Genomic DNA, 24839 nt, shown 5'->3' with positions numbered 1-24839 from the left:
TTCGTCGGGTGCGCTCGAAGCCCTCCGGCGGGCAGTGCCGGGGGTGGCTCGCATAAGTGGGGGCACAGCGCGATCACACGACAATTATTGACGCGAGATCGTGCTACGCCCCCACTTGTGCGGAGTCCGGCTCCGCAGACCGCGATTCCCATGACATCTGGCGACGGGAGAGTGCCGGGCTCCCGTGGTGAGCTACCCGTTGTCGTCGACGTGTCCCGTCATCCGAGATAGCGGCCCAACGCTTCCAGCAGGCCCAGTGTGCCTTGCTCGCGGTTGGGTCCGTCCGCCCAGAACTTGTCGAAGAAGACGCCGTGCTCGGTGTGGGTGAATCGGGTGCGGTCGTCGATCGGCTCGAACTCCAGCGACGCCACCGACGTCGACATGTGTACACCGTCGATCCACATGTCGTAGGTCGTGACGATGCGGTTGTGCTCGACGATGTCGGTGTAGGTGGCCTCGTACCGCGAGACCGGACCGTTGTGGAACTTTCCTTCGGCGACATCGCGTCCGCCGACGCGGAAGTCGAAGACCCACTCGCCGGGCTCGATCGCGTCGCCGGCGCCCCACCAGGTCAGCTTCTCCTGCTCTACGGCGAACGAGTCCCAGACACGCACGAGGGGAGCGGGGTAGTCGCGGGTCAGGCTGAACTCGGCGCGGGCGAGTCGACGTTCGGTCGTCATGACTTCCCAGGTCCTCATCGTCTGAAGGTGACGTGGATGGTGCCGCTCTCGGCCACCTCCGAGGTCAGCTTGTAGGTGTCTTCGAGACCGCGCAGGTTGTCCCACACGCGGTGACCGCGGCCGAGCAGGACCGGAGCGATCGCAACGTGCAGGTCGTCGACCAAGCCGGCGCGCAGGAACGCGCGCGCGGTGCCGATGCCGCCGCCGACGCGCACGTCGAGGCCGCCGGCCGCTTCGGTCGCCTCGGCGAGCACGTCCTCGATCGCGGTGTCGCGGAAGTGAAATGTCGTCCCGCCCAGCATCGGGATCGGGGGACGCGGTGCGGTGTGGGTCAGCACGTAGACCGGCGTGCCGAACGGCGGAGTGTCACCCCACCAGCCCTGCCAGTCCGGGTCGTCGGGGAAGGTGTGCAGACCGAACATGGCAGCGCCCATGATCTCGGCGCCGACACCCTCGAAATACGCTGCAGCGTAGGCATCGTCGACGCCGGTGGTGCCGGCGCCACTGGTGTCGCCGAAGACCCGCTGCTGCATCGTGCGGGTGGCCACGTAGGCGGCCGTGATCTTTCCCCAGTCCTCACCCATCGGGTTGTCGGGGGAGTCTCCGGCCTCGGAACTGTATCCGTCGAGGGAGATGTTCAGGTCGATGCGAACGCGGGTCATGTCAGTGCTCCTTCGGGGCGGTGTGGGTCAGGTGGATGCCGAGCCGGTCGGCGTGCTGTTCCGCGGGTGTGCGTTGCTCGCCGAGCCACAGGTGCAGTACGTCGAGGGCACCCGGCCGCAGACTGACCGTGCGGACCCGGCCGAGTTTGTGTGAGGTGACCACCCCCGCGTCCTCCAGGACGCGCAGGTGCTGCATGAACGAGGGCAACGCCATCGAAAACGGTTCTGCCAGTTCGGACACGACGGCTGGGGACTTCGCCAAGCGTTCGACGATGGCCCGGCGGGTCGGGTCCGCGAGGGCGCGGAGCACGGTGTCGAGCTCGGCGTAATACTTAGGCACATACCTAAGTATTACGCCGACGAGGCCGTCCGTCAAATGACCCCGAATCCCGACCCGGACGCCGGGGTGTGCGGTCGGGTCGCCGACCCGTGCGGCTGGTGGCATGTCGCGGCGCAGGGGTGCGTCACATCGATCTGCACCGCAGCGACAGATCGCGGGTCTGCCTTCACGCGCACGTCACAGACTGCAGCGCCCGTTCGCTGTGACCGACGGCTCCGCTTCCGGCAGAAACCGCGCGCGGCGATGTGACCGCGCGTGTGTTTATCCTGATACGTGATCATCACCTCCTCAGATCAGTCGGAGACCTCAGGGCGGATCCGCAGCGCGCCGTTCACGGCCAAGGTCATGTCTGCGGATGAGGCAGTGAGATTCATTCACCCCTCGGACACCGTCGCCATCAGCGGCTTCGCCAGCGCGGGAACACCGAAGGCGATCGTCCCCGCACTCGCCGACCGGATTCGCGAAAGCCGTTCGGCCGGTGCAGACTTCACGATCAATCTGCTGACCGGAGCATCGGTCTCCACCGAGACCGAGCGACTGCTCGCCGAGGTCGACGGCATCGCGCTTCGAATGCCGTATCAGTCCGAGTCGACCGCCCGGAAGAAGATCAACGACGGGCGTATGGATTACGTCGACATCCATCTGTCCCACGTCGCCCAGCAGGTGTGGGAAGGGTATTACGGCACAATCGATGTCGCCGTCGTCGAGGTCGCCGGTATCACCGAGAGCGGTGAGCTCATCCCGTCCGCCTCGATCGGCAACAACAAGACCTGGCTCGACGTCGCCGAGAAGGTGATTCTCGAGGTCAATTCGTGGGTGCCGGCGGCGGTCGAGGGCATGCACGACGTCTACTACGGCACCGCACTGCCGCCCGACCGGACTCCGATACAGCTCACCCGGGTCGAGGATCGCATCGGGCAGACGACCTACCGAATCGATCCTGCCAAGGTCGTGGCCGTGGTGGAGACGCACGCTCCCGACAGCGCCAGTCCGCTCACTACGCCTGACGCCGTGAGTGAGGCCATTGCCGGTCACGTCCTGGATTTCTTCAGCCACGAGGTGCGTGCCGGGCGATTGCCCGCCGACTCACTGCTGCCGCTGCAGGCCGGCATCGGCAACGTCGCCAACGCGGTGCTCGGCGGCCTCGACCGCGGTGGATACAAGGGCCTGACGTGCTACTCGGAAGTCATCCAGGACAGCATGCTCCGCCTGATCAAAGACGGGGCGGTCGCGCACGCGTCGGCGACGGCATTGGCGTTGAGTCAGGACGGCATCGAGGAGCTGACCGCCAACATCGACTTCTATCGCGACCACATCATTCTTCGGCCGCAAGAGATCAGCAATCACCCCGAGATCGTCCGAAGGTTGGGCATCATCGCGATGAACGGCATGCTCGAGGCCGATATCTACGGCAACGTGAACTCGACGCATGTCATGGGCACCAAGATCATGAACGGCATCGGCGGGTCGGGAGACTTCGCCCGCAATGGATACGTGTCGATGTTCTTGAGCCCGTCGACGGCGCGCGACGGTACGATCTCGGCGATCGTCCCGATGGTGCCGCACGTCGACCACACCGAGCACGACACGCAGATACTCGTCACCGAACACGGGTTGGCCGACCTTCGCGGTCTGTCTCCACGACGACGAGCGCGGCTGATCATCGAGTACTGCGCGCACCCGGAGTACCGCCCGATGTTGCACTACTACTTCGAGCGCGCGGAGGCGCAACCCGATGCCGGGCACACTCCTCATATTCTCGGGGAGGCCTTCGGTTTTCACGAGCGCTATCTCAGGACCGGGTCCATGCGCTGAGCCGTGGACGTCGTGTCGATCAGCACTGATCTCAATTCGTTTGTGGCGCAGCCTGTTGCATCCACATGATCTGCCATGAGTGACCGTCGAGATCGTCGAAGCTGCGGCCGTACATGAAGCCATGGTCTTCGGTGTCGCCCGGTTTGGCGCCGGCGGTGATCGCACGGTCGACCAGTCGATCGACCGCCTCCCGGCTTTCGGCGTCGAGGCAGACGACGCATTCCTTGGTCGTGGTCGCGTCCGCCGTCTCGACGGGGTGGAAGGTATCGAAGAAGTCGCGCTGCAGCAGCATGGCGATCAGATTCGGACCCAACACGACCGATACCGCGCGGTCGTCGGAGAAGTCGTCGTTGAAGGTGTATCCGAGTTCGGCGAAGAAGCTGCGCGAGCGCGCGACGTCGGCCACGGGCAGGTTCACGAACATCATGGTGTGCATCAGGCGCCTCCTGAGATATGCAATGTCCGCTCTCGGGCATCGTCAGAATGGTGGACCCGCGTCGCCGGCGAAACTCATCGTTGCGGGGACTGCCATTTGAAGCCGACCCTCGCTGAGGTCGCGCATCCGCCGAGGAGCAGGCCACCGAGGAGCAGGCCACCGGAGCGTTCCTCCACCCCGAATTCGTTCCTCCACCGAAAATAACTGGGGGACAAACACATTCGGGGTGGAAGAACGGGCCTCCCGACGAGCGGAGCCGCCTCCGACGAGCGCAGCCGCCTCCCGATGTCGAGAGGCGGCTGTCGCGGTTCGGGGTCAGACGGCGACGAGTTCGTCGTCGGACTTCTTGTTCTCGGTGAATCCGGGCGGGCCGAAGATGTAGCCGAGACGGCCGCGCCAGGTGCGGGCCTTCGCTGTGTCGCGAAGCATGTTCACCGTCTCGACGTAGTTGTACTTGATGGGGTTCTGGGTTTCGACGTCGTGGATCAGGCCGTACCGGACCGGCTCGACCTCTTCCGCGTAGGACCCGAACAGGCGATCCCAGATGATGAACACACCGCCGTAGTTCTTGTCGATGTAGGGCTGGTTCGAGCCGTGGTGGACGCGGTGGTGCGAGGGGGAGTTGAAGATGAACTCCCATGGTGCCCAGAGTTTGCCGATGCGCTGGGTGTGGAAGGGGATCTGGAAGATCAGGCCGGCGGTGTTGAGCAGGAAGATCAGCCAGACCGGGAAGCCCAGCAGGGCCGCGGGGAGCCAGCAGAGACTGCGCAGCGTGTAGGACACCGGGTGGAACCAGGGCAGTCGCAAGTTGGTCGACAGGTTGAAGTAGTTGCTGGAGTGATGAACACTGTGCGCGGCCCACAGCAGTCGGATGCGATGGTCGGCGCGGTGGGCCCAGTAGTAACAGAAGTCGGTGACGACCAGGCAGGCCACCCAGACCCACCAGTGCTTCGCCGACAGATGCAGCGGCGTCAGCGCCGAGGCGATGACGATCGTCGAGAACGGCAGCACGTACTGGCCGATCATCTTGAAGGTGGTGTTGATCAGGTAGGTGGCCCAATTGCCGGCGTAGTCGCGGATGGACCGTTTCGTGGCCGTTTCGGCGTTGTCGGGATCGCGCTTCTCGTCGATGTATTCGACGATGGAAAGCACGATGAAAGCGGGGATGGTGGCTAGCAGTAGTGTTGTTGTCGCGTTCATGTGTAGAAGACTATGAGCCGTGACCTGCGGAAACATCCCGCTGTAAGCGGATTCTTCCTCCCTCTCACGGGGGATCTCGGCTAGCCTTGCGCCATGCCGGAGTCCGGGCTCACCGCCGTTCGCAGGTCGCTCGAACGCCAATCACTGCTCGTGGCATTCCTCGCTGCGGTGATCGACGTGGCCATCTTCACGTCCTCCGGCATCTTCGCGGCGGCCCCGCTGCCTGCGCTCGCGATGGCGATGACACTGGCCGCCGCCGACCTCGGTCTCGCCTTCCGCCCTCGGACCACCGCGGCGGTGGCCTACATCCAGGTGATCACGCGAATCGGGGCCTGTCTGCTGCTGAGCCACTACGGGGTGGCGGCCGGAATCGGTGACGTCGGTGTGTTGGTCGCCGGCTACCGCGCCGGTGCGTGGCTGCCCGCCCGGGCCTCGGCAACCGTCCTGCCCGTGCTGATGGTGGGTGTGGCGACCGCGGCGTTCATCAACGGCGCCGCCGAGCGGTGGTGGATGATCCCCGCGGTCGCGGTGTCGAACGCGTTGATCCCGTGGCTCGTCGGCCGTTACACCGCGGCGGGTGGCGCCTATGTCACCAAGTTGGAGCTGCAGCGGGAGAACGATCGTGCCGCACTGGACAAGGCGCTCGCCGACGAGCGGGAGGCCATCGCACGTGACCTGCACGACGTGATTTCCCACCACGTCAGCGCGATCGGGATCCATGCGGGCGCGGCCCGGATCGCGATGGGCTCCGACGTCGACGCGGCCACACGGTCACTCGAGGCGGTGGAGACGTCCAGTCGTGCGGCCATGATGGACCTGCGTCGCCAGCTCGACATCCTGCACGGCCGCGACGAGGCGGGAGACCTACAGCCCGGGCTCGCGAACATCTCTGAGCTGGTCGAGTCCGTCGATCAGGCGGGGCTAGACGTCGAGCTCGACCTGCCCGGCGATGTCGTGAACCTGCCCAAGTCGTTGGACGTCACGGTATACCGGATCGTCCAGGAACTGCTGACCAACGCGCTGCGACACGGCGACGGATCGGCCCGTCTGGAGGTTCGCCGGGATCGTTCACAGATCGTGATCGAAGAGTCCAATGCCGTCGCCGCCGAGGTCTACACCGGCGGCTCGCTGCATCGTGGGCTCGACGGCATGCGTCGCCGCGCCGAGTTGTTCGACGGGCACGTCGACTGTGGCGCCGACGAGTCCGGGCGGTGGCACACCGTCGTTTCGATCCCGATCGGAGCACAATGACCGCACCCATCACCGTGCTCGTCGCCGACGACCACGCGGTCTTCCGCGCGGGCCTCAAGGCCGTCATCGACGCGAGCCCGGACACCACCTGTGTCGCCGAGGCCGGCGACGGCCGCGCTGCCATCGAGGAGGCGTTGCGGGCGCGGCCCGACGTCGTGGTGCTCGACGTGCGGATGCCCAAGCTCGACGGTGTCGCCGCCATCGGGCCGATCGTCGATGCCACCGACGCCCGGGTGCTGATGCTCACGACCTACGACAGCGAGACGGTGCTGGCCGACGCGCTACGTGCCGGTGCGGCCGGGTTCCTGCTCAAGTCGTCGCCGCCGGAGGAGCTGATCGGCGCGATTCGCGTTGTGGCGCGAGGTGATTCGGTGATCGATCCGGCGATGACCCGTCGCCTCGCGACCCGCGTCGCGGACACCCTCGCGGAGGTACCCGTGCCGGCGGCGGTGGCAACGCTGACCACCCGGGAGTATGACGTGTTGCTCCTGATGGCCGAGGCGCACAGCAACGCCGAGATCGCCGCGGAACTGTTCGTGGGTGAGCAGACCGTGAAGACGCATGTTTCCCATGTCCTGGCCAAACTCGGTGTGCGCGACCGCATCCAGGCGGTGGTCTACGCGCACCGGCACAAGCTGTCCGAGGCCACGCGTCCTGGAGTCTGATGCCCGCTGGTGCAAAAGCACCTGGCCGGGGATCGCACATGTGTGCGAACATGGTGTGTGTGAACGCGAACAAAGCGAACGGTCTGTCTGCGGCTGACCTGGATGCCCTCTCCGTTGGTCTGGCTGCCGCCAAACGAGTGACGGTGTATCTGCGGGAGCCGGTACCGTCGTTGGGTCTCGACGCGGGAGCGTCGGCGCGCGTCGTCGCGGTGAATGGGTCCACCGTGACCGTCCGGCCGAAGGGAATCGCCGACGAGTTGCCGTTCGAGGCCAACGAACTGCGGAAGACGCGCCTACCGGCGAATCCGGCCGCTCCCCGGCGCCAACCGAGGAAGAGGACGGATGTGCCGTCGGGCGCTGTCGAGAGCCCGGAAGCGGCTGTCCCGCAAGTGACGTCGACCGAGACTCCTGACTCGCAAGGCGACACGGCCGATCGGGCACCGGCCAGGCCGCGGCCCGCATCACCGAAGACAGCCACCCGCCGGAACAAGTCATCGACCGCACCGGTCAGTGTCACCATCGCATCTGCCAGTGCCGGCACATGGGAGGTGTCGATCTCCCACGGCACGAGGAGGCAGGGCAAGCCCACGCCGGTTGCCGCCGACCGAGTGGCCCTGGCGATGCGCGAACTCGGCGACGACGCCGCGATTGCCGCGGTCGACGGCGTGATCTCCGCGGCGCGGGACGCCGCACAGAGGCGAATCGCGGAACTCAGCCAGGAACTCGAAGATGCCAGGGCGGCGCTGGCAAATCTCGACGGTCGGTGACACCGGGCGAGATTGGTCACTGCCGGGTCCCCGCAGACGGTCTGAGCGGGGGTCGGCGCGATTTCGGAGACCACGGACAGTGTGCCGTCATCTCACCGACGACGTGAGACCGGTCCCGGCACGCTCGACATGACTGACCTTCAGTGATCTCGATCGGCGTCAGGCACATGTGCCGTGCGGAGTTGGCCGGTAGACGAGTTCGGTGATCCTGCCATCCAGTGTGCGACTCGCGAGGAGTTCCAGGTCGAAGTCACCGGCGCCCGCAAAGATCGGTTCGGTGCCCGTCTGACCGGTGATGACGGGGAAGACAGTCAGCTGGATGTGGTCGACGAGCCCGGCCGCCATCAACGCACGGTTCATCGAGAGGCTGCCGTGCGACCGGAGCGGAACCGTCGACTCTTGCTTGAGCCGGGCAACGACGTCGACGGCGTCACCGCTCGTCACCGTCGTGTTCGGCCAGTCGAGTGGATCGGTCAGTGTCGATGACACGACCGTCGTCGGGCACCTACGCATCCGGGCGAACCAGTCGTCGCCCGCGTCGATGTCGGCCGCGTTCGGTCCGAGCATTTCGACGAACTCGCGATAAGTGTTCGCGCCGAATACCATTCGCTGCGTGTCGGCGAACACGGCGCGACGGTGTGCCAGGAACTCCGGGCCTTCCTTACCCCAGTAGCCACCCCAGTCCCCGTGCTCGTCGAAGGAGCCGAAACCGTCGAGGCTGGCGAAGATGTCGAACGTATATGTGGCAGTCATGCGGTCGCTCCTGTCGCTGTCATGTCCGTTGCACACGGGTAGACCGGGCAGGAGTCGAGAACTGATCGGCCACGTCCGACGTCGACGATCGCCCTGTGCCGGAGCCGGTGGTTCGCGCTACCCGACGCCCCGGTCGTCACCCTGCCACACGATCCGCGCGAGCTCGTCGCGATCGGCGACGTCCAATTTGATGCAGGCCCGATAGACGTGCCCTTCGACGGTGCGCACCGAGACCGTCAGTCGCTCGGCGATCTCGCGGTTGCTGAGTCCCTGCGAAACGAACGCCGCGATCTCGCGCTCCCGTGGCGTCACCGGGAGTGGTCGGGCGGCCAAACGGATGGCCGTTGTCGTCGCACCGTCAGAGCTCGCCGACAGGCGCAGTGCCCGAGCACTGGACTCCGAGCTCTGGCGCCGATGCCCGGATCTGTCGTGCAAGGGGACCGCCTGTGCGGCAGCATCGGCCGCCGACAGCGTCAATCCGACGTGTTCGAACGCCACACTGGTCTCGTCGAGCGCGTCGGCATCGGCGTCGGCCACTGCTGCGGCATGGCGCGCGTAGATCGGCGCAAGCACGCCCTGCACGCGGGGTGCGACCTGTGCAAGGCGTTCGGCGACCGTGCGATCACCGAACCGGGCCGCATGATGCAGGGCCTCCACCTCGACGGCGTACTGTCCCACGTCGTGAGCGAGATCGGCTGCGCGATGCGCGAGTTCGATCGCCGGTCGTTCACCGCCACGGGCGGCGGCCAGCCAGGCGCGGGAGATCAATCGCTGCGGATCGTGGATCGCTTCGTGTGGTCCCACATGCTCGTCGGCCTCGGAGAGAACACGCTCCGCGTCGGAGACCTCACCCAGTGCCGCGAATGCCCGTGCCAGCACCAGTCGAGCCGGAAGCTTCCAGGGCAGCGGGTGGTCGGCGTCGAGCGCCGCCAGCGCCTGCTCGAGGGTGCCGATCGCCTCGCGGAACGAACCCCGATAGGTTGCAACGAGGCCGGCCATGATCTTGGCAATCGCCCATCCCACGAACTGGCCCGCCGACGAGAACTCCGCATACTCGATCGCCCGCTTCTCCGCGAGGTCGATCCGGCCGGTGGTGGTCAGCGCCAGCACGTCTCCGTAGCGGACCATCACCTTGATCTGGCCGTCGGTGGGCTTGTGCTCGGGACGGCATCGGTCGGCGATCGCCTCGAAGTCACCGCCACGACCGGCGACCGGCATGGCCAGACCCGCCGCGAAAGCCGCGAAATCGACTGCCTGCCCGGGGGATTCCGGATCGGCGAGCACACGTTCCGCGGTCTCGATGCCTTCGTCGATCCGGTTCGCGTGCACCGCCATCGCGGATCCGATGGCATCGACCATCAGGCGTAGCGACGGGTGCTGCACCCTCGACCGGAGCAGTTCGAGGAGGTGCTGACTCTGTTCGACGTCGCCGAGCGACCAGAACAACAGGCCGATACGCGGCGCGCCCCACTGCACGAGTTCGAGCTCGTCGAGGGTGTCGGGGTCGAACACCGCGAGCACTTCGTCGGCCTCGGCGATCCGCCCCTGCCACAACAGTGCCCGCGACAACACGTCCACGGCACGCAAACCCCCGCCGCGCTCGGTCGCCGCTCGCGCAAGCCGTTCTCCCAGGGGCAGATTCGTCAGGGCCACCGCATCCTTGGCAGCCGAGATCAGCAGGTTGACGTCGAGGTCCTGGTCACCGTCGATACACAGGTTGGCCAGGCGGATCCGGTCGGCGGCGGCGTCGGTCGGCCGGTCCCGGAGCACCTCGACGATCCGGGAGCGCAGTCGCCGACCGGCAATGGTACCGATGCGCCGCCTGATCACGTCGCCGTAGAGCGGATGACTGAACCGCGCGTTCTCCACCACGCCGTCCCTGGTGATCCGGATCAGCCCACGGACCTCCGCGCCCTCGACGGCATCCTCGCCGGACAACGAGATGAGTGTGTCGACGTCGAGGGGCTCGGAGAGTGCAAGCAGTTTGAGGGCGTCCACCACCTCCTCGCCCCCGGAATCGATCCGGTCCTCGAGCAATGCCACCAGTCCCGAGGGCACCGCGGTGGGACCGCGCAGTTGCCAGACACCGTTGACCTCCGCGAGGGTTCCGGCGTCCAGTGCGCCCTCGACCATGTGCCGCAGGAAGAGCGGATTGCCGCCCGACGACTCCCACATCACGTCGGCGCTGAGGCCCTCGAGCGTCCCGCCGAGCACCAGCTCCACGAGTGAGGTGCACTCGTCCTTGGCGAAGGGCGCCAGCTCTATCCGAGTCAGGTAGCCGTCCTTCCACAGCGACGTGATCGCATCGGGAACCGCCTCGCCGGAGCGCACGGTCACGATCACCCGTGCCGCTCGCTCGACGGCGATCTGATGCAACAGGGTGGCCGAAAGTGGGTCGAGCAGGTGGGCGTCGTCGACACCGAGGACCGTATCAGTCTGCGCCACAAGTGATTTCCGGGCGGCACCGAGCGCCACAACCGGATCGCGTGTTCCCGTCGGCTCCACCCAGGGGGCGAATGCCCCCAACGGGATCGCCTTCGACGATTCCGTGCACGCCGCCCATCGGACCGCGCCGCCGACATCGGCGGAGACGGTGCGCGCCAGTGTCGTCTTGCCGACCCCGGGGAGCCCGACGAGCACAACTCCGCTGCCGTCGGCACTGGTCAACGCCGATCGGATCGCTTGATGCTCGGTGGGACGGCCGAGCAGCTGCCAGCGGCCACCCATGAGGCCTGAGTATAGTTTGAGCGCCGATCGGTCGTCACGGCATTTTCCGCGATGTGGGCGCGCGAGCGTCACGGGCGCGGCACGCGGCTCGCCGTCGTCGTCGGACCGGAACGCAAACGTCATGTCGGAAGGTCGGACTCGTCCGACGGCTCGAGCCGCGGTGCGTTGTTGACCTGATGACGGAAGTTGCTCGATGCCTCGTAAACGCGCTTCTTCAATCGGTTGATCGACCCCAGCGGGCGGTGGGCGGCCAGACCGTTCCACGAGTTGTAGGAGAGCACGTCGTCGCCGAAGGCCCGGCGCTCCGGGGTGTACGGGTCCTGGACCGGGTATCGGATCGTTGCCACTGTCCGATAAGGGGATTCGCTCTGGTTCCAGTGAACCGTCACGTCCTCTATCGGCATCTTCTCCTCATCGGTGCACAACTGAACCTGCAGGTGGTATTCGGCACTGTGGCTGGCGAAGAAGTCGATGACCATCTCCTGGAACGCATTCACCCCGGGTCGGTCCGCGACCGGTTGACCCGTTAACGCCCGCACCTCGGGGGAGGCCGGCACACACCGCAGCTTCGCGATGTACGGGCCGTGTAATTGCGCTGCGGACGTGTAGAACTCGTCGCCGAGGATGTGGGTGTTCGGCCTGACGAACACCTCGAGGTTGTCGGGTAGCCGACGAACTTTGCCGACGGCACTGAGCGCACAGCTGCCGACCTTCATAGCCGGATCCGACAAACGTGCGAGAGCGAACGCGGTGAGCATTCCCGCTCTGCTGTACGCGTGGGCGTCGGCGAACAGGAACTCCTCATGCGTCACCATGATGAAGTCTTGAGTGGTCGACTTGTCGTTCGGCATGGCACGGTCGGCCTTCGGCACGCCGAGGAGTTTGATACCGAGCCCCCGCACACCACGGACCTGATCGCTGCGGATGGCGCCTGACGTGGACGAGAGTCGCGAAATGACGGGATAGGTTCGCGGCGTGGCGAATACGCCCTGCGCGAGTTCCTCGGGCAGCCCGGAATGCACCTCGAGTGTGCCGCGCAGGATGCCGTGACTCTTGGCGTGTGCGTCGCGCAATCCGTGCTTGTACTTCCGATAGGCGTGCTCGTTGTTCTCCCGCAGCACCCGGACGATGCATTCGATGTCCTGATCCTCGTCGGGGCGGGGCTGTTCCATGTCGGGGCGGAACTTGATCGGAGCCCGCGGACCGACAGGGTCAGGGTCCGGAGCGAGTGCGGGTGGGGCGAAATTGGTCATGGCCGACCCTCCGAGTAGGACTGAACGTTCCAGGGCGCGAACGGGTTCGGGACGCCGCGCATGGCAGGCGCGAGGGTGGGGAAGTGGCGTAGCAGCACCGACCGCATCGAGTTGTCGCGGATCCACGCCATGCCCACCTCGGTGTAGACCTCCGCGTTGAAGTCGTCGGTGAGGAAGCGGTCGCAGGACAGGCGCCGTGACGCCATCAGGATGAAGATGCGAAACGCGGTGTCGCTGAACCCGAATCCTTGCGGTGTGGGTTCCGCGTAGAGGCCGATCATCAGATCGAGGTGTTCGATGTCTCCGTACACTGCTTCCAACTCGTCGGCGACCGCCCGGTCCCTGGTGAGATCCATGAAATCGGTCTTGGGCTTGAGCCGAAGCTGCCGGCGGAACTCGTTGTACCGGGGAACTCCGCGTTCACGGATACGCATCAGGTCGATGGTGGCCAGATCGATCGGCGGATAACCGGGCCCGCGGGTGAGGTTTTGGAGCGCAGACGGATAGTTGTGCAGTGTCAGCGCCCCTGGATGTGCGCGGCCGAACGAATAGAGGAAGTCGGCCATCGGGGCATCGCCGAGCCGTTCGCGGACGTACGGCATGACCAGTTCCTCGAGCCCGTGGTCTGCGACGAACCTGTCGTCGCGGAGCCGACGGATTGCGACTCTGTCAGGCATCAGCGGATGCATCCGGTAGATCGCGACGAACTCCTCGGTGAGCGCGAACGGCACGTCGTCGAAGTTCGTAGGTGACCCGGGGATACCACTGAGTATCTCGTTGTCGAAGAAGTGACCGTATCGGCGTGCGAAGTCTTCGCCGAGGAGGCCGAACCAGTTGCCACGCAACCCGGCCTTGGTCGTCTTGTTACCGAGGATCGCCGGTGTCCAGTCCACTGTGTGGATCTTCGCCATCAACGCGCAGTTGATCAGACGCGCAACCGTGTACCGGCGCTCGGCGTCCATCTGTGGGTACGCCGCCTCGAGACGGCCACAGATGGCGTTGTGTTCGCGCAGGAACAGTGAATGGATCAGCGCCAACCCCAGCCAGAAGTTGGGCGCCGAGCCGCCCGGGTCCAGCAGCGCATCGGTGTGCGCGGGCGGCAGCCCGGTGTTGTCGAGGTCGATCCGCCCGTCGTCCAGGCGGATCGCGGCGGAGTACTCCTGGTTGTCCCCATAGATCTGGGACCCGTCCCACCAGAACGAGGTGATGGATTCGTAGGTGGGCGGGTAGCCCGGGCCGGCCGGTGGGAGCACCGGGGTGCGCGAGATGCGGATCGGCTCGGTTGTCGACAGCGGGTCGTCGGGGGGCCGCTCGATCGTCCATTGTTCGGTCGGCTCTGTCGTCGAGGCCGATCGGTGATTGAACCAGTCATGCACCTCGAATTGAATCCATGCCGCGGCAAGCAGATTCAGTGAGGTCACGGGTTTGAAATCTCCGCGCCGATTCAGTAGACGCACGCTGACGAGGCGCGGATTGGGTGCCAGGACCTCGTCGTCGTCGGGAGCAGGCCTGATGTAATCGGGCATGTTCCGCCCGAAGCGGCTGCCGACCGAACCCATGCTGGGCTTCGTCTTGTCGTTGTAGATTCCCGAGACCGTCCGTCCCGCAAAATCCTGCGGGGTTCCCGGTGGTGGCGGCGGGCCCGGGTGGGGGCCGGTGTCGACGAGGTTCTTGGCCCGCAACTGACTGCGCAGCCCGATGAGGACGATCAGGCCCGGCCATTTGCCGATGCGCGACCATCCCACGCTGCGATCGACCTGTTCGGCCAGTCCGGCGAGGCCGCGGACGAGAACGCTGCGTTGGTCGGGGTCCGCTGCGGCGGGGGCAGCCTGTAGTCCGGTGATAAATGTGGTGAAACGCTGGTTGCGTAGCATCGGCAGCCTCCGTGGCGGGTCGTTGTCCGCTGATCGTCAGGTGTGGGTCGTCGTTGAATGTCGCTGCTTGATCAGTATGTGTTCGCAGGTGAACGGCCACATGAGTAGTCGACTACTCGATTCCCCGCGAACGGTTCCACAGCCGTGGGCCGGCCGTCCTGACCACGGCTTAGCGCTCGCAGAACGCGCCGGGACGAGGGTCGGCCGTTCGGCTCGAATTCGCAGATCGCCTCCGACCGCGACCGCCGAAATTGAGGTAGTGGGTACTCGTGGCAGCGGTGAGGGCGATCGCGACGATGGAAACACCGGCGCGGCTGAAGAACATCGGTGCGCAGTGAGCGTCATGTACCTGAAGGGTGGTCACCGTGATCGCACCGATCGAGATCAAGATCAACCTGGACGACGACGTTCCCCACGCGCTCGGCCTCCTGGGCTGTCCACAGCGGCCCGCGGAACGTCGCGACATCTGGTTCGCCGAGGCCCGATCCACGGAAGAAGACACCCCGCTACCCCTGCTGTCCAGCCATCTCATCATCAAGATGCGCAGCGGCGACCAGGACGACGTGACCGTGCGCCTGCGACCGTGTCTGCCCGGGCGGCTGGTGGGCAGATGGCAGGACCCGTTCACCGACGGTGACTTCTCCTATCACCTCAATGGGGACTGGTGTGGGTCGCATCGCGCGATGGCGGCGTCCGCGGTGAGCCGCAGAGAGGCCGGCTCGGTGAGAGCCGCGATGGCGGAGGGAACCGATCCGGCCCATGTTCTCGACTCTGCGCAACGCCAGTTCCTCGTGACCTGCACGCCCCCGGGCGTACCGATCGATCATCTGATGCGGCTGGGGCCGATCGACTCCTCGCGATGGTCGGGGATCTCGCTGGACGGAGTCGACATCGCCGTAGAACGCTGGAAAGTGCCGGGGGACGATCTGCTGGAAGTTTCGACGGTGCTCCGACCGCGACCCGGGGAGTCGGTCGGAGCCCTCGAAACACGTGCGGTGACAAAACAATTCGCGATGCGCAGAGCACTGATCGACCGTGGGCTGATACCGTCGGCAACGGATGTCAAGACCACTCGGGTACTGCGTGCGCTCGCGCGGTCGCATGCGTGAGATGGATACCGATGTGCCCTATGCCCCAGGACGATCGCGGCGATGACCACCGCGGAATCGCGTAGTCGACTACTCATGGCAACCACTCGGCGTGCTGTCAGAGTCTGAAATGCCGGATTTCCGGTCACAATGGATACCGATTCGAATCGTGGTGGCATATGACAATTTCCGAAATCCATCCGGACAGAGCGGAACACGAGATCTGGCCGCCCGACGTGGAGTGGCAGCGGTGGCGCGTCGCGCCCGAGTCGTGCTTCGAGATCGCGGTGCCACGCGGAGGCGTCGGGAACGCCCAGATCACCAATCCGAAGTCCTGTGGTGTCGCGATGGTGCAGATCGACGATCGACAGTTCCTCGTGGAGAATACGTTTCGGTATTCCAATGACGAGGTCGAGAACTACCTCGTCGGCAAGCTGAGCCGAGACCGGTCCGCGGCAGCCGCGCGTCAAGCCGTCGACGATGCCCGGACGTTCACACCCGACGACGAGAACCCGACAGACCTGGCGTCGATCCCACGCTTTCTGCGGTGGTTCGAGAACTCCTACGGCAAGCATTCCCTGGCCGCTCTGATCCATGACCAACTGATCGACACCAAACCCAACAAGGGACCCCTCGGTAGTGACACATTGTCCGACCGCTTCTTCCGGGAGATGATGCGGACCTCCGGGGTACCGTGGCTGAAGCGCTGGATCATGTGGTCGGCGGTGGCACTCCGTACCCGGTTCGCCGCCGGCGGTTACCGACGGTGGACCATCGTCGGGTGGCTGTTGCTGAGCGTCGTCGGGATCGGTTTGTCCGTGGCAGCAGCGGGCTCGCTCCTCGTCGAGTGGACTTTGCCGGCCTTCGTGCCGTCACCGTGGTGGTCGCTCACGATCGCGGTCGCGCTGATTCTCGTCGCAGCACCGCTGTGGGGGCGCCAGTGGGGCGCGAGCCTCGTGGCGGCCATCGCCGCATTCTGGGTAGTGCCGGCGGCGATCGTGGCGGGACTGGCGTGGGCCGTATATCTCGGATTGGAAAGGATCGCCGACACAGTCGGTCTGCGCTGACGCGAATCTCGCCCCGACGTCACCGCACCGTCGCGTAGGCGTCGTAGGCGGGATCGCTGAACATCGTCTGCAGTTGGCGACGACGGATACCAATGTTGCCGCCCTCGATGATCGGGTACGCGAGCACATTGTTGAGGATCGTCATCAGCGGATGCCGCAGGTCATAGGCCGTGACCCCGACCGCCTGGACCAGTTCGTTGACAACGGTCAGCGCGGTGTCGGAGCCATAGATCTTGGAGTGCAACGCCCATTCGGCCCCTGCCGGATGGCCCCCGAGTACGGCATCCATCGCCCGCCATGACAACAGTCGGGTGGCCTCGATCCGGCCTTTGGCGTTGGCCAGCACATCGGCGACGGACTGATGATGGATGATCGGATGACCTCCACCTCGGGTGTCGGTGGTCGCGAACTCCAATGCGATGTCGAATGCCTTGCGCATCGCGCCGGTCGCGAACACGCCGATGGAGGCGCCACTAGGCAGAAATGCGTTGCGCGTCAACGAGATCCCGTCACCCTCGGCACCGATGAGGTTCTGGTCGGGAACTCGCACGTCGTGCAGGCGAACCCGCGAGGTCAGGCATCCTCGCAAACCGGGCAGGTCGTAGTGTTCTTCGACCTCGATGTGGCCCGCGAGTTGCTCGCGCTCGGCGACGATCACCGACACCCCGCCGGGTGCCCGACACACTATCGACATGATGTCCGGCCCGTCCCCATCCCACCCGGACAGGAACGACGCCCACGCCTTGCGACCGTTGATCACATAATGATCGCCGTCGGGGACTGCCGTCGTCTGGATACCGCCGGGGGGAGGAGAGTCGAAGTTGGCGCTGCCTTCCGGCTCGGAAAAGGCCATCGCCGCCAGTGGCGCGCCCTGCGACGCCAGGAACGGTCGGACGAACCGCTCGATCTGATCCGGGGTTCCGGCCGCGTACACCGGCATCAACGCGATCAGTGGGCCGGCCATGTTGATGAAGTAGTCCGGGAACTCGGCGGCCACCTCTTCGAGTGCGACCGCGGCGTCGATCCCGGTGCCGGCGGTGCCGCCTGCAGCGGGCGGTATCAGCGACGCGAGGATCCCGGCAGCCACCCCCTGTTCGAACGCGGGCCGGGTCAGCAACGCACGGGTGAGCGGATCAGGTTCGGCCGCAACGGTTTCGGCGAGCGGACGGAGCACGGTCGTCGCGAAACCGCGCGTGGATGACTGGAGTTGTTCCTGCTGCGGGGTCAGCGTGAACGAGAAGGCCATGACGATCTCCTTCGACGGGCCGGCGACATCACCGGGCGTGGATGCCTACCCGTCGATCGTGCTTCTCCGGGCTTCGTCGAGCCAGGCAATTCGTGCACGATGACCCGGCAGAATCTGCACACCTCACCTGACCGGCCGTCCCGGCGATCAGATGTCTCCCGAATCTCGCCGACGCTGCCGTACCTCGGTCGGGGTGGCGCCGAAGTGACGCCGGAATGCGCGGGTGAAGGTCGACGGGTCGGCGAATCCGACGGTTGCGGCGATGTCGGTGACCGTGCGACCGGGATCGCTCAGCAGATCGTTGGCTCTGCGCAGCCGCATCTGACGAACCGTGCCGGCGAAGGTGTCGTCCGTGTCGTCGAACAGGGCGTGCAGGCTACGCGGCGACAGATGCAGGTCGCGTGCGGCCGACTCCACCGACAGGCCCGGGTCGGCGAGATGGCGACGCAGATACCGCAACACCTGTTCTCGACGGGCCTGGCGGACAGACACCCGGGGCGAGGGCGCCGCGCGGAGATGTGCCGCGACGGCAGCGGTGACCGCGTCGGTCATGTCGCCGGATGCGACGGTGCCGGCGTCGACCTGCCACACGGCAGGCATCAGAGCACCGATCACCGCTCCCGCACCATTCGCGGGCAGCGGCACGCCGACCCGGGGCGTGGTTGCGCCGCACCGTTCGTCGAGCAGAGATTTCGGCAACCGGAACGACATGATCGACCAGTCCTGATCCTGGTCGAACCAATACGGTTCGGTGGTATCGACGAGCACGATCTGGCCGGTGTTCACGACATTGTCCTCGCCGTGCTGGCGCACACGACAACGTCCTTGGAGTTGCATATTGAGGAAATAGAACTCTCCGTCGGTGGCCGAAACCTCCCGGGGCCCGTGCGCGGTGCGTTGCGGGTGCGAGGAGAGAACCGAGCGAACCATGGCGCCCATGGGCCGGCTCTCCACGCGGCCCGCGAACGGACGATCGCCGAGTTCCACCGTCGGACGCAACGGCACGAACGCCGTGCACAACACGTCGTGCCAGAAGGCGAATCGATCACGGACGGTTACGTCCGCGACGTTCCACACCGTCATCGGGCCATCATCCCACGGGGTCGCCGTTCGTGGAAGGGGTCGAGGCCAGCGCGTGGATCGCCGAGTCACGCCGACAGGTGCCCACGGGACCAGCGCACAGTTCGGCCTCGAACCGTCATGCGAGCGAAGGAATGTCGGCACCAATGTTGACCCCCGTCGACGGTGTGAGTGAGCGGTCGCCATGGTCTGCTGAGTTCGTCGTCCGAGCCCGGCATACGTCTCCCGTCGATCACCACCGCGGCGTCGGGAGTCGCCATGAGATTGCGGTACCAGTCGGGTGGCGGTCGTCGCCGCCTTTCGACGCGACGAGCACGATCCGTCGATCGTCGTGTACCGGTGTCGTGAGATAGCACGAACGGGGAAGGCCGGATTTTCGACCGACGGGTGTGACGACGTTCAAGATGCGTTTTGTCATATGCGTGATTTCCTTCAATCGTGTTGTGCAGACTGCGCGATTCGCGTCACGTGCCCGAGGTCTGCGATTGTCCGAGGATGGCTTGAACCGACGACGACACCCGGTCGGCGACGGCCGCATCGGACGACGAGTCGAGTTTTGCCGTCCAGATGCAGGAAGGCCAAACCGTGAACCAGGGCCCAGACCGCGATGGCCATCGGCTCCGGCGGCGCGTCCGAGAAGATCGCCGAGTCCCGTGCGTCATCGCCGGGTGTCGATGACGGGGGTGAGGGCCCGGGTCGAGCGCGAGATGGCAATACACACGTTTTGCTCCGTCACCACACGGGATCTCGTGTGGGGACGGGCTGAACCGTGTGTGGGTGAGCCGGTCGAGCTCGTTATGTTGCGCTGCAACGGGTCAGATGGTCTGCGGCCAGCTGCTCCAGCAAGTCCGCGCCCTCCAGGCCGGCGTCGTGGTCGGCCATCTCGGCCCGGATCCGACTGGCCGCCAATCGATACGACGGATTGGTCAGGACCTCGTCGACCGCGTCGGCGACCGCGTGCGGCGAGGGCCTGGTCGTACCCAGCCGTCGACCGACCCCGGACCACTCGATCCGAGCACCGATCTCCGACTTCTCCTCGGTGGTGCCCGCCTGGACCAGCGGAACGCCGTGGCGCAGTGCCAGGGTGACACCGGTATAGCCGCCGTTGGTCACCATGACCTGAGCTCTGCCGAGCAGGAGGTCATAGGGGACAAACGATGCGACCCTTACGTTGCCGGGCAGCGGGCCGCCGACCGCTTGCTCCACAGCGCTCTGGTCCGGACCGCCGGTGGTGACCACCACCAGGACGTCGCGGTCGGCGAGTCCGAGGATCGATGGTCCGATCAGTTCGGTCATGTCGGCCCGCAGGCTTCCCTGAGTGACATGGACGATCGGACGTCCGGGACACTCCACCTCGCTCCACCACGCCGGCTGTGGCCACGTCGGTGGCGCGTCCGGTCGAAGGGCCCCGACCCAGTGAACACCGTCGGGCAAGGGGTTACGGCGTGGGTACTCGAACGACGGTGTACAGCCTTGCAGATGAAGATCGCGCGACATCAGCCCGTCCAACATGCAGGCCGGGTCGGGTGCAAGGCCGAGGTCGGTGCGGATCTGCTGGTACCGCCGCTCGGCCGCCGCGAACAGCACACGGCGGGCGAACGCGCTCACCGCCCGATTGCGTAGCCGCCCGAGCGGACCGCTCATGGGCAGCATGCCGGGGCCGAACGGTGGGACGTCGGGGTCGCTCTGCGGCAGCGGGCCGTCGCCGAATGTCGCAACCGGGATACCGCTGAGCTCACCGAGCATCCCCACGCCGTACATCAGCCCGTCGGTCAGCATCGCATCGACACGGTGACTGGCCAGAACAGGCTGCAGGTCGGCGATCCGGTCGGGTGCATGGCCGACGAAGATCCGATCGAACACCTCGCCGATCATCTTCGGGCCGCTCCGGCCGGCCAGCCACGGGAAGTACTCGAAGATATCCTGCCCCGAGAAGTCGGCCGCCTGCTGATAGGGCACATGGATTGCCCCGACCGCCGTCACCTGGTCGGCGAACGCGGACCCGGCGTACCACAGCACTGTGTGTCCCCGTTCGACCAGTCTCGCCGCGAAGGGCAAGGGGTTGGTGCTGTGCGCCTGCACCGGGATGGAGGCAAAAAGGAAGGTGGACATGGGATTCCTGACATAGACTTAAATGGGTATAGTCAGAATAAAATGATTTGATACGGAGTACAACCAATATGGCCGATTCCACCCGTTCGTACGTCAGTCAAGTGCGCGACGAACAGGCCCGCCTGACCCGCGGCCGAATCCTCACCGCCGCCGGCGAGTTGTACAGCGAGCGCGGGTACTCCGGCACCACCCTGGCCGCGGTCGCCGCGGCTGCGGGGGTGTCCACGCAGACCATCTACAACACCTTCGGCGGTCGGCCGGGCCTGCTCAAAGCGGTGTACGACAGGCAACTCGCGGGTGACGACGAGCCGGTGGCGATGGCGGACCGACCGTTGATGGCCGGGCTGCACACCGAGCGCGATCCGGTCGAGTTGCTCCGGCTCTACGCGCGGATCGGCCGGGTGCTCGCCGACCGGGTCGGCGCATTCGTGTTGGTGCTCGAGGCCGGTGCGGCCGCCGGCGACAAAGACCTCGCCGCGCACATCGACACGATCGACCGCGAACGCCGGACCGGCAGCAAGAACATAGTCAGCAGGCTGACCGAATTGGGCGCCCTGCATCCCGCGGTGGACCCGGAGCAGGCGGCGGACATGCTCTGGACTCTCAACAGCATTCAGGTCTGGCACCTCTTGACGGCCCGACGAGGTTGGTCTGGTGACGACTATCAGGAATGGGTCGGCCAGGCCATGTGTGCGGCAGTGCTCGCGGAGCGTCGGGTGGGGAGGCGTCGGTGAGAACGTCGCTCGACCGCAACACTTGTGCACGGCCGCCCCGGCCGATCTCGACAGACAATGGGTGACGCGAGGTCTGCCGATGCGCAAGCTGTTGTCACGAGTTCCTCGAGCGACCTTGGCTACCGTCGAGGGAATGAGTGAGCCGTTTCCCTGGTCTGCCGAGTTCATCGTCCGAGCCCAGCGCCGGGAAGCCGAGTCCGACCCCGATTGGATCGGCGGAAGCCGACTGCAGCCTGCGGTGGTCCGCAGTGTGCAGAAGTTCCAGGTCGGCGAGAGCGGCGATGGGGCGAACCTGATCGCGTCCGCCAACGCAGCAGGCGACGTCGACTACGCGCACGCCATCAGACTGTTTGTCGCCGAAGAACAGAACCACGCCCGCATGCTTGCCGAGCTACTCCGCGCCGCCGGCGCCACCACGACGGACGCGCATTGGTCGGATACCGTCTTCGTCCGATTGCGGCGGCTGCTGGGCCTGCGGCTCGAGCTCATGGTGCTGGCCATCGCCGAAGTCGTCGCGTTGCGCTACTACCGGGCACTCGCCGACGGCGGGAACGACCCGCTGCTGAAAGACGTGTCCGAGCGAATCCTCGACGACGAACGCCACCACGTTCCATTTCAATGTCGACGACTCCGCGCCGGCGTCGCCCGCACGCCGGCACTCGCCAAGCCGGCCATCAAGTTCGCCTGGCGCGCATTGGCATTGGGGGTGATCGTCGTCGTCGCCATCGATCACGGGCCGGCCCTGCGCGCGTGCGGTGTCTCCCGGCGCGACTTCGTGGTCGACACCATGCGGCTGTTCGTCGACGCCTCGAGCACGGTCTTCACGGAGGAGGGCCGGACGAGATAGCACCCACACACGTTTTGCGCCGTCACCACACGGGATCTTGTGTGGTGACTGGGTAAAACGTGTGTGGGTGCGAGACACGAGCCGGCCGATGCTGCGCCGGCCACAAGTTTGCGCCGATGGGGACCGTATTGAGGGGATACTCGGAACCATGACTCCGCTGCAGCGTTACATCGCCGAAGAGATCGCCACCGATCACGCCGACGGCTTGATGACGCGGCGCGAGGCGTTGCGCCGACTGGGACTCCTGGGCCTGTCGGTCGCCGCCGCCACGTCGTTGATTGCTGCCTGCGCCACCGACGACGGGCCGACGTCAACGAGCGCCACCGGCAGTCAACCCCGATCGGGGACCACGACCGGCAGCCCTCGCCCGGACGCTCCGGGTATGGATCGCGCCGTGCCCACCGAACCGATCACCTGGGCCGGTCCCGACGGCGAACTGCAGGGCGCGTGGGCTGCTGCCGCCGATCCGCGCGGCGGCGTACTGGTGATCCACGAGAACAAGGGCCTCAACGATTGGGTCCGCTCGGTCGTCGGCCGACTCGCCGGCGTGGGCTATTCGGCACTGGCGATCGACCTGCTGTCCGAAGAGGGTGGTACCGCCACGTTCACCGATCCCGCCGCTGCGACAGCCGCACTGGCCAAGGCGGCACCCGCCCGTATGCTTGCCGACATCCGGTCGGGTCTCGGCGAGATCGCGCACCGCGTGCCCGGCACATCGCTCGCAGTCGTCGGCTTCTGCTTCGGCGGGGGATTGACCTGGCGTACGCTCGCCGCGGGCGAACCACGCGTTGCCGCCGCAGTGCCGTTCTATGGCCCCGCCCCGGACGCCCCGGATTTCACCGGTTCGCGCCAGGCCGCCGTGCTCGGCTTCTACGGTGAGCTCGACACCAGAGTCACGAGCACGAAAGCCGTTGTGCAGCAAGCTCTCAACCAGGCAGGGATGGTCAATCAGCTCGTCGTGGAGCCGGGCGCCGACCACGCGTTCTTCAACGACACCGGGCCACGCTACAACCCGACTGCCGCCGCCGACGCGTGGCAGCGACTTCAGGACTGGTTCACCGCACACCTGGGCTGATCACAGTCGATCGCCGCGGCGACAATCCTCGTCTGGGCGTCCGCTCCCGCGATGTTCGGGTGCATCGGCGCGGCCAGCGAGAAGGCAGGGTTCGACGACGGGCCGCCGACCAGCTCCACGTACCGGGTCGTCGGGCCGGCGCAGGCGTTGTGCCCGATCGTGGGTGTGTAGGTGTCGACGAGTTGGGCATGCTGCTTTTTCGCGGCATTCGCGAGCGTGGCATTGAGGAGTTTGAATTTCTTGCTGAACCACGCGGCGTCGACGGGCCGAACCGGGACGGTGGGGTAGCAGCCCCGTCCATCGTCGGGCACCGCCTCGAGGTAGTTCACGACCAGGATGCGCACATTGGTGGCCGCCCGGGCACGTACTCCCTGGATCGCGGCCTCGATCTTGGGTCCGAGATCGGTGAACCTCTCCACGGTGTCGTCGACGCCCGCCCTGACGTGGGCGGCCTTGCACGACCGGTTGGCCAGGCCGGCCTCGAGGCACTCGTGGGCGAGTGGGATCAGTCCGGCGTCGTTGCCGCCGATCCCGATGGTGACCAGGGTGGTGCGCGCGGTGACCCGGTCCAACTGCGGTGGGTTGAAACCCGTCGGAGTTTGCTGCGGCTTGCCGAAGTCGATCGTCGTCGCGCCACCGCATGATGCGTTGGTGAAGGTGCCCAGCCTGTGCTCGGCTCTGAGGATGTCGGCTATCTTTGCGGGTAGTCGGTGCGGGACTGGAAGCAGCCGAGTGGCACGTCGCTCGTGTCGGGCAGGGTGTCGTATCCGGTCGCCGCTGTGTACGAATCACCAAGGGCAACATAGTTATAGGTCGGGCCGGGGGAGGCGGCCGCGGGACCGGCGAGGCATGTCATCCCGGCTGTCACCGCCGCCACGAGAAGTGCGCGGACTGACGAGACCGACATATCGACACCCCTTGGCGGTGACTTGTGGAAAGGCTGGTTGTCGGCAAGGGTACATCGGCCCGAGGTCGTGTCGCGCAAATTTCCCGCGTCATCCGGGCAGCGGTGCGGTCGTCGGCTGGGCCGCTGCCGTTCGTCCCCCCACTTTGCCTCAACCCTCCACGGACTCGTCGGCTGCCAGCATGGTTGTGAGACAGGTGCTGGTGGTGGGTGCGGGGGATGGAGTAGTGATGAGTCAGGTGCAACACCGGTGGCAGACTCCT

22 protein-coding genes and 1 pseudogene are annotated in these 24839 nt (G+C 66.0%); 9 read left to right on the top strand and 14 right to left on the bottom strand.

Annotated features, from left to right (window positions below):
* Positions 1 to 218 precede the first annotated feature (218 nt).
* From ACWDTI_RS18990 to ACWDTI_RS18980, 3 genes are read right to left on the bottom strand one after another with little or no spacing between them, the layout of a single operon-like run.
* Positions 219 to 680, bottom strand: coding sequence for an SRPBCC domain-containing protein (locus ACWDTI_RS18990; protein WP_449739665.1), 462 nt, complete (start codon positions 678 to 680; stop codon positions 219 to 221).
* A 14-nt stretch (positions 681 to 694) separates the two neighbouring features.
* Entirely contained in the window at positions 695 to 1342 is a 648-nt protein-coding gene (locus ACWDTI_RS18985; RefSeq protein ID WP_449739664.1) for a dihydrofolate reductase family protein, read from the bottom strand.
* A 1-nt stretch (position 1343) separates the two neighbouring features.
* Positions 1344 to 1682, bottom strand: a complete 339-nt coding sequence (locus ACWDTI_RS18980) for an ArsR/SmtB family transcription factor (protein WP_449739663.1) — start codon at positions 1680 to 1682, stop codon at positions 1344 to 1346.
* A gap of 276 nt (positions 1683 to 1958) precedes the next feature.
* On the opposite strand from ACWDTI_RS18980, the gene ACWDTI_RS18975 reads away from it, so the two are divergent.
* Complete coding sequence (locus ACWDTI_RS18975) at positions 1959 to 3497, top strand: acetyl-CoA hydrolase/transferase family protein (protein ID WP_449739785.1); 1539 nt, start codon at positions 1959 to 1961, stop codon at positions 3495 to 3497.
* Positions 3498 to 3528: 31 nt separating this feature from the next.
* On the opposite strand, the gene ACWDTI_RS18970 is transcribed toward ACWDTI_RS18975, so the two are convergent.
* Both ACWDTI_RS18970 and ACWDTI_RS18965 read right to left on the bottom strand, forming a co-directional pair.
* Positions 3529 to 3933 carry a VOC family protein gene (locus tag ACWDTI_RS18970; RefSeq protein ID WP_449739662.1) on the bottom strand — a complete coding sequence of 135 codons (405 nt, stop codon included), beginning with the start codon at positions 3931 to 3933 and terminating at the stop codon, positions 3529 to 3531.
* Positions 3934 to 4248: 315 nt separating this feature from the next.
* Positions 4249 to 5133, bottom strand: coding sequence for a sterol desaturase family protein (locus ACWDTI_RS18965; protein ID WP_449739661.1), 885 nt, complete (start codon positions 5131 to 5133; stop codon positions 4249 to 4251).
* A gap of 93 nt (positions 5134 to 5226) precedes the next feature.
* On the opposite strand from ACWDTI_RS18965, the gene ACWDTI_RS18960 reads away from it, so the two are divergent.
* From ACWDTI_RS18960 to ACWDTI_RS18950, 3 genes are read left to right on the top strand one after another with little or no spacing between them, the layout of a single operon-like run.
* Positions 5227 to 6384 (top strand): sensor histidine kinase, encoded by a 1158-nt coding sequence (locus tag ACWDTI_RS18960; RefSeq protein WP_449739660.1) that lies wholly within the window; start codon positions 5227 to 5229, stop codon positions 6382 to 6384.
* Entirely contained in the window at positions 6381 to 7049 is a 669-nt protein-coding gene (locus ACWDTI_RS18955; protein WP_449739659.1) for a response regulator, read from the top strand. The genes ACWDTI_RS18960 and ACWDTI_RS18955 overlap by 4 nt, the downstream gene beginning before the upstream one ends.
* A 50-nt stretch (positions 7050 to 7099) precedes the next feature.
* Positions 7100 to 7816 carry a DUF6319 family protein gene (locus ACWDTI_RS18950; RefSeq protein ID WP_449739784.1) on the top strand — a complete coding sequence of 239 codons (717 nt, stop codon included), beginning with the start codon at positions 7100 to 7102 and terminating at the stop codon, positions 7814 to 7816.
* Between the two features lie 159 nt (positions 7817 to 7975).
* Here the strand turns inward: ACWDTI_RS18950 and ACWDTI_RS18945 are convergent, their stop codons facing one another.
* The 4 genes from ACWDTI_RS18945 to ACWDTI_RS18930 form a co-directional block, all read right to left on the bottom strand.
* Positions 7976 to 8569 carry a dihydrofolate reductase family protein gene (locus ACWDTI_RS18945; RefSeq protein WP_449739658.1) on the bottom strand — a complete coding sequence of 198 codons (594 nt, stop codon included), beginning with the start codon at positions 8567 to 8569 and terminating at the stop codon, positions 7976 to 7978.
* A 117-nt stretch (positions 8570 to 8686) separates the two neighbouring features.
* Complete coding sequence (locus tag ACWDTI_RS18940) at positions 8687 to 11296, bottom strand: LuxR C-terminal-related transcriptional regulator (protein WP_449739657.1); 2610 nt, start codon at positions 11294 to 11296, stop codon at positions 8687 to 8689.
* A gap of 119 nt (positions 11297 to 11415) precedes the next feature.
* Positions 11416 to 12549, bottom strand: coding sequence for a catalase family protein (locus ACWDTI_RS18935; RefSeq protein WP_449739656.1), 1134 nt, complete (start codon positions 12547 to 12549; stop codon positions 11416 to 11418).
* Positions 12546 to 14423 carry a peroxidase family protein gene (locus ACWDTI_RS18930; protein ID WP_449739655.1) on the bottom strand — a complete coding sequence of 626 codons (1878 nt, stop codon included), beginning with the start codon at positions 14421 to 14423 and terminating at the stop codon, positions 12546 to 12548. Before ACWDTI_RS18930 ends, ACWDTI_RS18935 begins: the two co-directional genes overlap by 4 nt.
* 365 nt (positions 14424 to 14788) lie before the next feature.
* Between ACWDTI_RS18930 and ACWDTI_RS18925 the strand changes: the two genes are divergently transcribed.
* Positions 14789 to 15532: a hypothetical protein gene (locus ACWDTI_RS18925; protein ID WP_449739654.1), complete on the top strand. Its 744-nt coding sequence runs from the start codon at positions 14789 to 14791 to the stop codon at positions 15530 to 15532.
* Positions 15533 to 15690: 158 nt separating this feature from the next.
* Positions 15691 to 16578: a DUF1353 domain-containing protein gene (locus tag ACWDTI_RS18920; protein WP_449739653.1), complete on the top strand. Its 888-nt coding sequence runs from the start codon at positions 15691 to 15693 to the stop codon at positions 16576 to 16578.
* A 19-nt stretch (positions 16579 to 16597) separates the two neighbouring features.
* Here the strand turns inward: ACWDTI_RS18920 and ACWDTI_RS18915 are convergent, their stop codons facing one another.
* From ACWDTI_RS18915 to ACWDTI_RS18900, 4 genes and pseudogenes are all read right to left on the bottom strand, one after another.
* Entirely contained in the window at positions 16598 to 17824 is a 1227-nt protein-coding gene (locus ACWDTI_RS18915; RefSeq protein ID WP_449739652.1) for an acyl-CoA dehydrogenase family protein, read from the bottom strand.
* A gap of 147 nt (positions 17825 to 17971) precedes the next feature.
* Positions 17972 to 18907 carry a helix-turn-helix domain-containing protein gene (locus ACWDTI_RS18910; RefSeq protein ID WP_449739651.1) on the bottom strand — a complete coding sequence of 312 codons (936 nt, stop codon included), beginning with the start codon at positions 18905 to 18907 and terminating at the stop codon, positions 17972 to 17974.
* A 65-nt stretch (positions 18908 to 18972) separates the two neighbouring features.
* Positions 18973 to 19322 (bottom strand): annotated as a pseudogene (locus tag ACWDTI_RS18905) (nitroreductase/quinone reductase family protein).
* 377 nt (positions 19323 to 19699) lie between these two features.
* Positions 19700 to 21016, bottom strand: a complete 1317-nt coding sequence (locus ACWDTI_RS18900) for a glycosyltransferase (protein WP_449739650.1) — start codon at positions 21014 to 21016, stop codon at positions 19700 to 19702.
* Positions 21017 to 21084: 68 nt separating this feature from the next.
* Between ACWDTI_RS18900 and ACWDTI_RS18895 the strand changes: the two genes are divergently transcribed.
* The 3 genes from ACWDTI_RS18895 (at position 21085) to ACWDTI_RS18885 (ending at position 23672) form a co-directional block, all read left to right on the top strand.
* A complete protein-coding gene (locus ACWDTI_RS18895) occupies positions 21085 to 21750 on the top strand; it encodes a TetR/AcrR family transcriptional regulator (RefSeq protein WP_449739649.1) in 666 nt (221 codons plus the stop codon).
* A 133-nt stretch (positions 21751 to 21883) separates the two neighbouring features.
* On the top strand, positions 21884 to 22597 hold the full coding sequence (locus ACWDTI_RS18890) for a ferritin-like domain-containing protein (protein ID WP_449739648.1): 714 nt from the start codon (positions 21884 to 21886) through the stop codon (positions 22595 to 22597).
* A gap of 148 nt (positions 22598 to 22745) precedes the next feature.
* Positions 22746 to 23672, top strand: a complete 927-nt coding sequence (locus ACWDTI_RS18885) for a dienelactone hydrolase family protein (RefSeq protein ID WP_449739647.1) — start codon at positions 22746 to 22748, stop codon at positions 23670 to 23672.
* Here the strand turns inward: ACWDTI_RS18885 and ACWDTI_RS18880 are convergent.
* Positions 23642 to 24400 carry an SGNH/GDSL hydrolase family protein gene (locus tag ACWDTI_RS18880; RefSeq protein ID WP_449739783.1) on the bottom strand — a complete coding sequence of 253 codons (759 nt, stop codon included), beginning with the start codon at positions 24398 to 24400 and terminating at the stop codon, positions 23642 to 23644. The genes ACWDTI_RS18885 and ACWDTI_RS18880 overlap by 31 nt on opposite strands.
* Positions 24401 to 24839: the final 439 nt, after the last annotated feature.

The sequence above is a fragment of the Gordonia sp. NPDC003424 genome (assembly GCF_053588655.1).
Note: the sequence above shows the minus strand (reverse complement) of the source record. Positions and strands in the feature narration are given on the sequence as shown.

Coding starts and splice junctions, on each gene's coding strand:
- ACWDTI_RS18920 (WP_449739653.1), top strand. CDS start 15,691: ATGACAATTTCCGAAATCCATCCGGACAGAGCGGAACACGAGATCTGG.
- ACWDTI_RS18960 (WP_449739660.1), top strand. CDS start 5,227: ATGCCGGAGTCCGGGCTCACCGCCGTTCGCAGGTCGCTCGAACGCCAA.
- ACWDTI_RS18910 (WP_449739651.1), bottom strand. CDS start 18,907: ATGACGGTGTGGAACGTCGCGGACGTAACCGTCCGTGATCGATTCGCC.
- ACWDTI_RS18915 (WP_449739652.1), bottom strand. CDS start 17,824: ATGGCCTTCTCGTTCACGCTGACCCCGCAGCAGGAACAACTCCAGTCA.
- ACWDTI_RS18990 (WP_449739665.1), bottom strand. CDS start 680: ATGACGACCGAACGTCGACTCGCCCGCGCCGAGTTCAGCCTGACCCGC.
- ACWDTI_RS18985 (WP_449739664.1), bottom strand. CDS start 1,342: ATGACCCGCGTTCGCATCGACCTGAACATCTCCCTCGACGGATACAGT.
- ACWDTI_RS18970 (WP_449739662.1), bottom strand. CDS start 3,933: ATGCACACCATGATGTTCGTGAACCTGCCCGTGGCCGACGTCGCGCGC.
- ACWDTI_RS18945 (WP_449739658.1), bottom strand. CDS start 8,569: ATGACTGCCACATATACGTTCGACATCTTCGCCAGCCTCGACGGTTTC.
- ACWDTI_RS18885 (WP_449739647.1), top strand. CDS start 22,746: ATGACTCCGCTGCAGCGTTACATCGCCGAAGAGATCGCCACCGATCAC.
- ACWDTI_RS18890 (WP_449739648.1), top strand. CDS start 21,884: ATGAGTGAGCCGTTTCCCTGGTCTGCCGAGTTCATCGTCCGAGCCCAG.
- ACWDTI_RS18900 (WP_449739650.1), bottom strand. CDS start 21,016: ATGTCCACCTTCCTTTTTGCCTCCATCCCGGTGCAGGCGCACAGCACC.
- ACWDTI_RS18930 (WP_449739655.1), bottom strand. CDS start 14,423: ATGCTACGCAACCAGCGTTTCACCACATTTATCACCGGACTACAGGCT.
- ACWDTI_RS18940 (WP_449739657.1), bottom strand. CDS start 11,296: ATGGGTGGCCGCTGGCAGCTGCTCGGCCGTCCCACCGAGCATCAAGCG.
- ACWDTI_RS18965 (WP_449739661.1), bottom strand. CDS start 5,133: ATGAACGCGACAACAACACTACTGCTAGCCACCATCCCCGCTTTCATC.
- ACWDTI_RS18955 (WP_449739659.1), top strand. CDS start 6,381: ATGACCGCACCCATCACCGTGCTCGTCGCCGACGACCACGCGGTCTTC.
- ACWDTI_RS18895 (WP_449739649.1), top strand. CDS start 21,085: ATGGCCGATTCCACCCGTTCGTACGTCAGTCAAGTGCGCGACGAACAG.
- ACWDTI_RS18950 (WP_449739784.1), top strand. CDS start 7,100: ATGGTGTGTGTGAACGCGAACAAAGCGAACGGTCTGTCTGCGGCTGAC.
- ACWDTI_RS18935 (WP_449739656.1), bottom strand. CDS start 12,549: ATGACCAATTTCGCCCCACCCGCACTCGCTCCGGACCCTGACCCTGTC.